Origin of the sequence: Psychroserpens sp. AS72 (assembly GCF_038900375.1) — a bacterium.
In the GTDB taxonomy this organism is placed as follows: domain Bacteria; phylum Bacteroidota; class Bacteroidia; order Flavobacteriales; family Flavobacteriaceae; genus Psychroserpens.
Map to the genome: position 1 here is coordinate 808,850 of NZ_JBBMRC010000001.1, position 7,945 is coordinate 816,794.

Consider the following 7,945-nt stretch of genomic DNA (forward strand, 5'->3'; position numbering starts at 1 on the left):
GGGAAAATAAGACAACTATGCAAGAGTACTTTTTTCAATGTCCTTATTGTTGGGAATCCATATCCATGTTAATTGATGTTTCTCAAACCTATCAAAAATATATAGAAGATTGTGAGATTTGTTGCAATCCGATACAATTAGAGATTTCTGCTGAAAATCATGAAATCTCTAGTTTTGATGCCCAAAACATAGAGCAATAGATTTTTACTAAATAATTGAAAATCAGATATTTAAAAATATTTTCGATGAACGACATTGCAGTTCGTCGAAAATAATTGTCGTATATCGGTTATTCTTATATATTCGTTATAGAAATGCCTCCCTCATCGAAATCTATTAATATGAAAACCGCTAAACTTACATTATTATTCTGTTTTGTTACCTTATTGTCCTTTGGTAACGTTTCAATACTAGAAAAAGATGCTTTAAAAGCAATTTACAATTCTACAAATGGTGCACAATGGAGAACGACTTGGGATTTAAACAAACCAGTTGAAGAATGGCATGGTGTTACTGTTAAAGGGGGTAAAGTTATTGGACTTAATTTAGAATTCAATAATCTAAGAGGTACAATTCCTCAAGAAATAGGAGATTTAGTTCACTTGAAACACATTAATCTTTTTAGAAATAAAATTTCAGGAGGTATTCCATCATCAATACAAAACTTAAAATCATTAGAAACTTTAAATGTCGCTTTTAATATGCTCACAAATCCTTTACCAGAAGAGATTGGAGAATTAAAATCTTTAAAATACTTAAAGTTATTTATGAATACAATTCAAGGAGAGATTCCATCAACTATTGGTCAGTTAACAAACTTAAATACTTTAGAATTATACAATAATCAATTAACTGGAGAGTTGCCTTCATCAATAGGTGAATTAACAAAATTAAAGGAGATATTATTGAGTAGTAATCAAATGTCTGGTAAGTTACCTAAAACCATTTCAAATGTAAAAGGGTTAAAGATCCTTAGTCTTTTTGAAAATAATTTCTTTGGTACGTTACCAAACTCAATATGTAGTTTAACAGACCTTGAGGAGTTAGTAATTTCTAACAATGCATTCTACGGAAAATTGCCAAATCAAATGGCTAATCTTACAAATTTAAAAGTATTACTTATTGGTAACAATGATTTTAAAGGTGAGTTAGTTGAACTTCATGCGAAACTTCCAAACTTAAAACAGTTTGATTTTGTAGATATTAATAACCAAAGTTCAATTGCAACACTTGATTCAGAAGACGACGATTAATAACATTTATATAGTTTTAAATTAGATTTAGCTCTCAACATGAATGTGTTGGGAGCTTTTTTATGGTGATTAAAATGTCTTTAAACAAATGGTTTACAATACGTAATAGCTTAATCAATAAGCAAGTAAATACTAATAATAAAATCTATTAAAATCTTCACGAAATATATTGGTAATATCTAAAAAAGCTTTTATATTTGCAGTCCTAAAATGATTGAGTCGGTATTATGAACCGAAAGTTAAAAGCTAAGACAACCATTTTTTGATTATATCGCGGGATAGAGCAGTAGGTAGCTCGTCGGGCTCATAACCCGAAGGTCACTGGTTCGAGTCCAGTTCCCGCTACTAAATGTTATCTGTTTAAAATCAATGGTTTTGTTTACACAAAACCATTTTTTTTATGTTTAATTTAAATTCTTATCTTACGAATGAACACGGAAACGAACACATTTTAGAACACAGTTTGTCAAACAAGAAAAAATTTACGGCCCCCAAAATTTATTCAGCTAACGGTAATTTAACTAAGCGTTGGTATGTTTACTACTCTTTTCGAAATCCTGAATCTGGAATACTCCAACGTATAAAAAATGTGTACGGTGGTGCTAATAGATATAATACAAAAGAAGACCGACTTACTATTTTGAGTATTTATAGAGTTAAGCTTTTAAGTTTATTAAAAGAGGGTTTTAATCCCTTTGAAGATAATACTGCACTTTATGAGAAACGTGAGGGTAAGAAGCGAAATTCAATAAAGCACAAGAATGAAGTTACTGAAGTTAAATTAACGATTAGTCCAAAAGTCTCCGTTTTATCTTATAAAGAAGCCTTTGTAAAAGGATTGAAATACAAGGAAAAGTTAATAAGTGATACCACAAGACGTAGTTATGAAAATCGTTTAAAAAATTTTTTGCTGTGGGTTGAAAAACATCATCCAGACCTAAAAGCGATTACCGATATAGACAAGAAAATGGTAATGGATTTTTTAAATCATATTTTAGACAAAACCAGCCCTAGAAATCGTAATAATTATCGAACTGATTTAAGTAGTATTATGCAGGCGTTGGAGGATAATGATATTATTCCGACCAACTTCATAAAAAAGATAACTGTATTAAAATCTGTACCGCAAAGAAACAAAACTTATTCAAAGGAGGAGCAAAAGGATATTTTTGAACATTTGGAGAAAACTGATAAAACCTTATTGCTCTTTATAAAATTTATATCCTATAATTTTTTGAGACCTATAGAAGTCTGTAGATTACGAGTTGGTGATCTAGACATAAAGAATAAGCGAATTCAATTTAAAGCCAAGAATAGTCCTTTAAAGACTAAAATTATACCTGATTTATTGCTTAAAGATTTACCAAATCTCTCTAAGCTAAACAAAGAAGATAGTTTGTTTACTCCTGATGGTATAGGAGGGGTTTGGGAATCCGAGTTAAGTAATAAGCGTGATTACTTTTCTAAACGGTTCAAGCGTGTTGTCAAAGACCCATTTAATTTGGGAGCAGATTATGGGTTGTATAGCTTTAGACATACATATATTACAAAATTATATCGCGAGTTAGTCAAGGGGTCTTCACCATTCGAATCTAAAAGTAAGTTGATGCAGATTACAGGGCATTCTTCTATGAAAGCCCTTGAGAAATATCTACGCGATATTGATGCTGAGTTTCCTGCTGATTATTCTGAATTAATAAAATCTTAAGTTCATATTTTGGAAAAGCCTTTAAAAGATAAGCACAGTGAATTAATACATAGATTGTATAAGCCACTCATATTTTACTTGCCTCGTAAGATGTGGGCTGATTTGGATGGCAAGTGGATGGATAAAGAATTTGATACCGTGTTCAATACTGTTATTCTAATGCGTGAGAATGGAGATAATTATATACTTAATAATGGTGCTTCAAATATATATTTATTAGGGAAAGCTTCGTCGTTGGATAAAAATATCTATGAGCTCCTAGATTTGAAAGTTAAGTTAACCTCTGAAGCATTCTGTTTTCTGTCCGAAAGATATTCTATAAGTGTTGCATTTTACAAACATGTATCTAATTGGATGGTAGAGCATGTCAATGACTATATTTCTTGCTGTAATGAAGAAACTATAAATTCATTTAAAATCCAGAAAGAAGCATTTGCTAAACATTGGGATTATATTCAAAAGCATTTTTCTGTTCCAGATCATTTAAAAAATTATTTTGATAATGCTCAATTGAACACTCAAGATATAGCTATTATACCTGATTTGATAAATGGTGACAAGTCGCGGGTAGAATTTATATTTGAAAAGCTGGCTAAACCGATAAAGAATAAAAAGAAAATACTTATTACAGAAGATGAGGCTGAAAAATTCCTTTTAAAAACTGTATTTAACGTACAATTATATTAATCTAAATCGACATAAATGACCAATAAAAAATCAATCACGGATGAAGATGCAACGCTTAACTTTAGAATACCGAAAGTATTAAAAGCGACAATTATTGCTAAGGCTGAGAAAGAAAATATAACTAGTTCTAAATATCTGCGTGATTTATTGGAAGCAGTTCACAATGGAAGTTATTGCAACCAAGATAAGTTGAAATCGGAACGTGAAGACTTTTTGTTCTCAATTGAGTTTTTACAGCTGATAGTTTGGATTTATAAAAAACGAGAAAACAACAGGCGTGAAGTCGAGAAAAATGATTTAGAACGTTATGTTAAAACACTAAAAAGAACTGAGAAGTATCTTCCTGAAAGTTTAGTACGGGAGTTTGATAAAGTTCTAAATAATTTACTTTTGGTTAGAGCTGAGATGAGTTATGATGGAGATTATTTTGATTTTCATAATTCCTATAATGGTGACAAAAAATTCAACTATGAAGAGGTAGAGAAGTTTTTGCTGAATGAAAACGTATTTAAAGATTTTATTGACAAAGGAGTGAGTCATAAACCTAATATTCTGTTACAATAAGGTGCCAAAAGTTTTGTGATAAATCATGTGATATTTTTGTAATACAATAATATCACAAGACAAAATAATTTAGTTTGAGTCATTTTTTATGATTACAAATGTTATGATAAAGTCTATATTTAGGGGCTTTAACCGCAATGAACTTAAAAAAACACTATTGCTTTTTTGTGATACAAATATTATAAAATAGCATTTGTGTTATGAGCTATTTAAGATATTAATTAAAAAAGGAGATAGATGATTTTTCGGTTTTTTGTTTATAAATCTCAAAAAAAAAACCGAAAAAAGCAAACTAGACTTTTAATTTATATGTGTGTTGTGATATTTTAAAAAAGTATTACTTTCTATATATGGTCATTTGAGTAAGTAAGATTAATTAAAGCATCAGGTTTAAAATTATGTAGCCTTATTTCAGGACGGGTCAGCATTATGCACAACGGTCTCGTATAAGAATAGTTGCGGTTTTGTGTGCGAGGATTTTCCGAAGGAAAATCAGAAGCTAGAAAACAAAGCAACTAACATTGGTTAAGCTAAAACTAGTAATTTTTTATATACGGTGTTAGCAAAAGTTTTTTATTCCTTATTCAAAAATTCAGTTACTAAATTATTCTTTTCAGATTCCATTTCGCAAGTCCAACTGTCTATAAACCATCTTCCATTTTCATAATGAAGTTGAACGCTATTTAGTCCTCTAATATTGGATTCAGTTTTTAGGTCAGTTCGTATTTCAAATGCACTCCAAACTTGCGCAATATTTCCAAACTTACTAACTACTCGTTTTAGTTCCTTTTCATAAAAATCCTCTTTTGGTGATAATCCAATTGGTATATATTCCGCCTCCAAAGAATGAGTTTCCGCTTTTCCATTTTCATCAATTCTTGTAATAAAAGCATTTTTTGAATGAATAAAACTATCTCTTTCAAACTCCCAAGGTTCACTACTCGAGCCAGAAACAACATCATAATACGCATTCATTATCGCATCTACTGATTTTACGTCTTTTGCGTATTTGTCATTATTAGTTTGTCCAAAAATTGAATTACAAGCGAAAATTATGCTAATTGATGTAAGTATTATTTTGTTCATATCGATTGGTTTTTAAATTTTTGCTAACGGTCTCGTATAAGAATAGTTGCGGTTTTGTGTGCGAGGATTTTCCGAAGGAAAATCAGACGTAACAAAATTGCAACTACCTTTGTTTAAGCACTAATGTAGCAATTATTTTTATACATTGTTGGGCGTAGTGTTTTAACGTATTGCTTCGTCAACCGATTTACTATCTACAAACTGCTCAAAACTGATAATCTTGCCATTGTTCAGTTTCCATATATGGGCAACTCTTGCTTCAAAATACTTGTTCGTTTCTTTATATGTACCCGAATAGGTTCCATAAGCAACTACTTTGTCTTCATTTGCAATATAATCTTCGGGTGTAAATTTATAATCAATCCACTCGCTACCTAAGCGTTTAAAAACATTTTCAGTAACACTTTCTAAACCAATATAAGTTCCTGCATAAGGAAAGCCTTTGGCTTCTGTCCAACTGATATTTACGGCTACATATTTGACTAAATTTTTGCCGTTTTCTTCTGATGTTTCACCTTCATAGGTACTTTTTATTATGTCGAGATTTGTCATAACTTCTTGTTTAAATGAACAACTTGACAATACTAAAAGCATTGTCAAGTTGATGATTATTATAGTTCTTACCATTTCATTTCTCCTGTGTTCACTTTTGCTCCTAACATTAAGGCTGTTTCAAAAGTTAAATTTGGATATTTTGATTTAATAGTTGCTATTATCGCTTCAGAAGTTTTATTGCTACTCAAAGCTTCTTCATAAAATTGAATATAATTTTTCGTGTGGTTTACAGCATCAATAGTGAAATCTGAATTGGTATTTGCGTGTGCAGGGATTACTATTTCAGGTTTTAATTCGCTGATAGTATTTAAGATCGAGATCCAGTTGTTACGAACATCTGTTGTTTGTGCATCTGCCATCCACACATTAAATGTTGTGCCAAAAACATTAATTCCGCCTAAAGCTGTTTTAATTGATGGTATCCATACAAAGGTTCTTTTTGGGAATTCGTCTAATCCAATGATTTCTAGTTTTTCGCCTTCTAACTCAATCGAATTTCCTTTTAGAACTTGAGGTAAGACAACATTAGATGTGATGTTATTGCCTAATTTTTCGCCCCAAACGTCTAATTTCTTTTGAGCTGTTGCCTTAATATGTTCTACTGTTGCAGGCGATGCATAAGCCGTAACCTCTGGGAAATATTTTTTGAATACTTCTAATCCGAAATAAAAATCAGGGTCGCCATGCGAAACATAAATTGTAGTTAAGTTTTTTCCTGAGTTTTTGATTTGTTGTGCTACTATTTCGGCATCCGCCAAGGTAAATTGTGCATCTATTAATACGGCATCGTTTTTACCTGAAATAATTACAGATGCTACACCAAAACTATTTTCTGATGCGTTGTAAACTTGAAGTTTAAATTTGCTTGTTTCTATTGTTTTAAAACTTTGTTCTTGTGCGTTCATTTTGAATAAAATTAAAATTGTTAAAAATACTGTTGAAATAATCGATTTCATTTCTGTTTTGTTTTTACTGATGGTACAAAGATGCAACGGTTACCTACTTCAAAACATTGAACAAGTTCAATAAATGAATTTTCTACTATTATTTACTGGCGATTTTTCGTCTTATTTTACTCAAAAACTCGTGGCTTATGCCCAAGTAAGCGGCAATCTGCAAGTTGGTTAATCGTTGAAAGAGGTTAGGATATTTTTCAATAAAGTCTATATAACGTTGGTCGGCAGTTTTACTCAAATTATCTATCATTCTTCGTTGTAACGAGATATGCGTTTTTTGAGTCATTACTCTAAACAGTTTTTCTATTTTTGGAATGTTATCATAAGCAAGCTCTTTGTCTTTTTTTGAAATTAATAATACTTCACTGTCCTCTAACGCTTGTATGTAAAGTTGTGATGGCGTTTCATTGGTAAAACTGTCGATATCGGTTATCCACCAATTTTCCTGTGCAAAATAGAGTACTTGTTCAAAGCCATTATTATCTATATGATATACTCTAAAAAGACCTTTAGTAACAAAGCCCTCAAACTTGCAAATTTGACCTTCTCGCAGTAGAAAGTGTTTTTTTTGAACTTCTTTTTGGTCGAATAAGTTGCAAAAGCTATCTATCTCTTTTTTGGAAAGCGTAATATGGTTTAAAATATTTTGTATTAATAACTCTGTCATATTCGGAGGATTTTTACATTACGCCCAACGTTAAAGCTATAGTTTCGTTACGGAATGTCACGCAGTGTCATTCCTATGTTTACCGAAAGATAGTAAAAGTGCAGGGAATTTCCGATAGGAAATTCCGCAGTAATGAATTATAGGTGTTGTTAGCGACAGTATTTTTAATAACCGCTAACATAAGCCGTTCTGCTTGTAAGTCCGATGTAGTAGAGTAGGAGAGTAACACAGATCGTAATAGTACTAAATTTGGCAGATGAGAAACGGATCCGACGTCAAGCTTGGTTTTTAAGAGTTTAGTTTTTCGTTTTTTTTGACTTAAAATTCTAAAAAAAAATCGCGAGAAAAGAAGCTGGCAAAAATTAGCGAATTGCATTGTCGCTAACGTGTTTCTTTAGTTTGTAATAAATATATTTATAGAGAGAAAGAGGAGAACTATAACGTGTTTTAGAATTACAGATCCAGTACA

At 31.1% G+C, this 7,945-nt stretch carries 9 protein-coding genes and 1 tRNA gene; 6 read left to right on the forward strand and 4 right to left on the reverse strand.

Annotated elements, in window-relative coordinates; translation table 11 throughout:
- The first annotated feature begins 17 nt into the window (after positions 1-17).
- From WNY78_RS03505 to WNY78_RS03530, 6 genes are all read left to right on the forward strand, one after another.
- Positions 18-200: a CPXCG motif-containing cysteine-rich protein gene (locus WNY78_RS03505; protein WP_342871789.1), complete on the forward strand. Its 183-nt coding sequence runs from the start codon at positions 18-20 to the stop codon at positions 198-200.
- Positions 201-341: 141 nt separating this feature from the next.
- Positions 342-1,253 (forward strand): Two component regulator three Y domain protein, encoded by a 912-nt coding sequence (locus WNY78_RS03510; RefSeq protein WP_342871790.1) that lies wholly within the window; start codon positions 342-344, stop codon positions 1,251-1,253.
- 272 nt (positions 1,254-1,525) lie between these two features.
- A tRNA-Met gene (locus tag WNY78_RS03515) sits at positions 1,526-1,598 on the forward strand.
- 55 nt (positions 1,599-1,653) lie between these two features.
- Complete coding sequence (locus WNY78_RS03520) at positions 1,654-2,961, forward strand: tyrosine-type recombinase/integrase (protein WP_342871791.1); 1,308 nt, start codon at positions 1,654-1,656, stop codon at positions 2,959-2,961.
- Between the two features lie 9 nt (positions 2,962-2,970).
- On the forward strand, positions 2,971-3,648 hold the full coding sequence (locus WNY78_RS03525; protein ID WP_342871792.1) for a hypothetical protein: 678 nt from the start codon (positions 2,971-2,973) through the stop codon (positions 3,646-3,648).
- A gap of 15 nt (positions 3,649-3,663) precedes the next feature.
- Entirely contained in the window at positions 3,664-4,212 is a 549-nt protein-coding gene (locus tag WNY78_RS03530) for a hypothetical protein (RefSeq protein ID WP_342871793.1), read from the forward strand.
- A gap of 573 nt (positions 4,213-4,785) precedes the next feature.
- Here the strand turns inward: WNY78_RS03530 and WNY78_RS03535 are convergent.
- The 4 genes from WNY78_RS03535 to WNY78_RS03550 all read right to left on the reverse strand — a co-directional run bounded on the left by WNY78_RS03535 (position 4,786) and on the right by WNY78_RS03550 (position 7,476).
- Positions 4,786-5,298: a hypothetical protein gene (locus WNY78_RS03535; protein WP_342871794.1), complete on the reverse strand. Its 513-nt coding sequence runs from the start codon at positions 5,296-5,298 to the stop codon at positions 4,786-4,788.
- A gap of 162 nt (positions 5,299-5,460) precedes the next feature.
- On the reverse strand, positions 5,461-5,850 hold the full coding sequence (locus WNY78_RS03540) for a nuclear transport factor 2 family protein (RefSeq protein WP_342871795.1): 390 nt from the start codon (positions 5,848-5,850) through the stop codon (positions 5,461-5,463).
- Between the two features lie 68 nt (positions 5,851-5,918).
- A complete protein-coding gene (locus WNY78_RS03545) occupies positions 5,919-6,809 on the reverse strand; it encodes an MBL fold metallo-hydrolase (protein WP_342871796.1) in 891 nt (296 codons plus the stop codon).
- Positions 6,810-6,897: 88 nt separating this feature from the next.
- Complete coding sequence (locus tag WNY78_RS03550; RefSeq protein ID WP_342871797.1) at positions 6,898-7,476, reverse strand: Crp/Fnr family transcriptional regulator; 579 nt, start codon at positions 7,474-7,476, stop codon at positions 6,898-6,900.
- Between the last annotated feature and the right edge of the window lie 469 nt (positions 7,477-7,945).

Excerpts from the sequence above, each read along its gene's own strand:
- WNY78_RS03505 (WP_342871789.1), top strand. The coding sequence starts at position 18 with ATGCAAGAGTACTTTTTTCAATGTCCTTATTGTTGGGAATCCATATCC.
- WNY78_RS03510 (WP_342871790.1), top strand. The coding sequence starts at position 342 with ATGAAAACCGCTAAACTTACATTATTATTCTGTTTTGTTACCTTATTG.
- WNY78_RS03520 (WP_342871791.1), top strand. The coding sequence starts at position 1,654 with ATGTTTAATTTAAATTCTTATCTTACGAATGAACACGGAAACGAACAC.
- WNY78_RS03530 (WP_342871793.1), top strand. The coding sequence starts at position 3,664 with ATGACCAATAAAAAATCAATCACGGATGAAGATGCAACGCTTAACTTT.
- WNY78_RS03535 (WP_342871794.1), bottom strand. The coding sequence starts at position 5,298 with ATGAACAAAATAATACTTACATCAATTAGCATAATTTTCGCTTGTAAT.
- WNY78_RS03540 (WP_342871795.1), bottom strand. The coding sequence starts at position 5,850 with ATGACAAATCTCGACATAATAAAAAGTACCTATGAAGGTGAAACATCA.
- WNY78_RS03545 (WP_342871796.1), bottom strand. The coding sequence starts at position 6,809 with ATGAAATCGATTATTTCAACAGTATTTTTAACAATTTTAATTTTATTC.
- WNY78_RS03550 (WP_342871797.1), bottom strand. The coding sequence starts at position 7,476 with ATGACAGAGTTATTAATACAAAATATTTTAAACCATATTACGCTTTCC.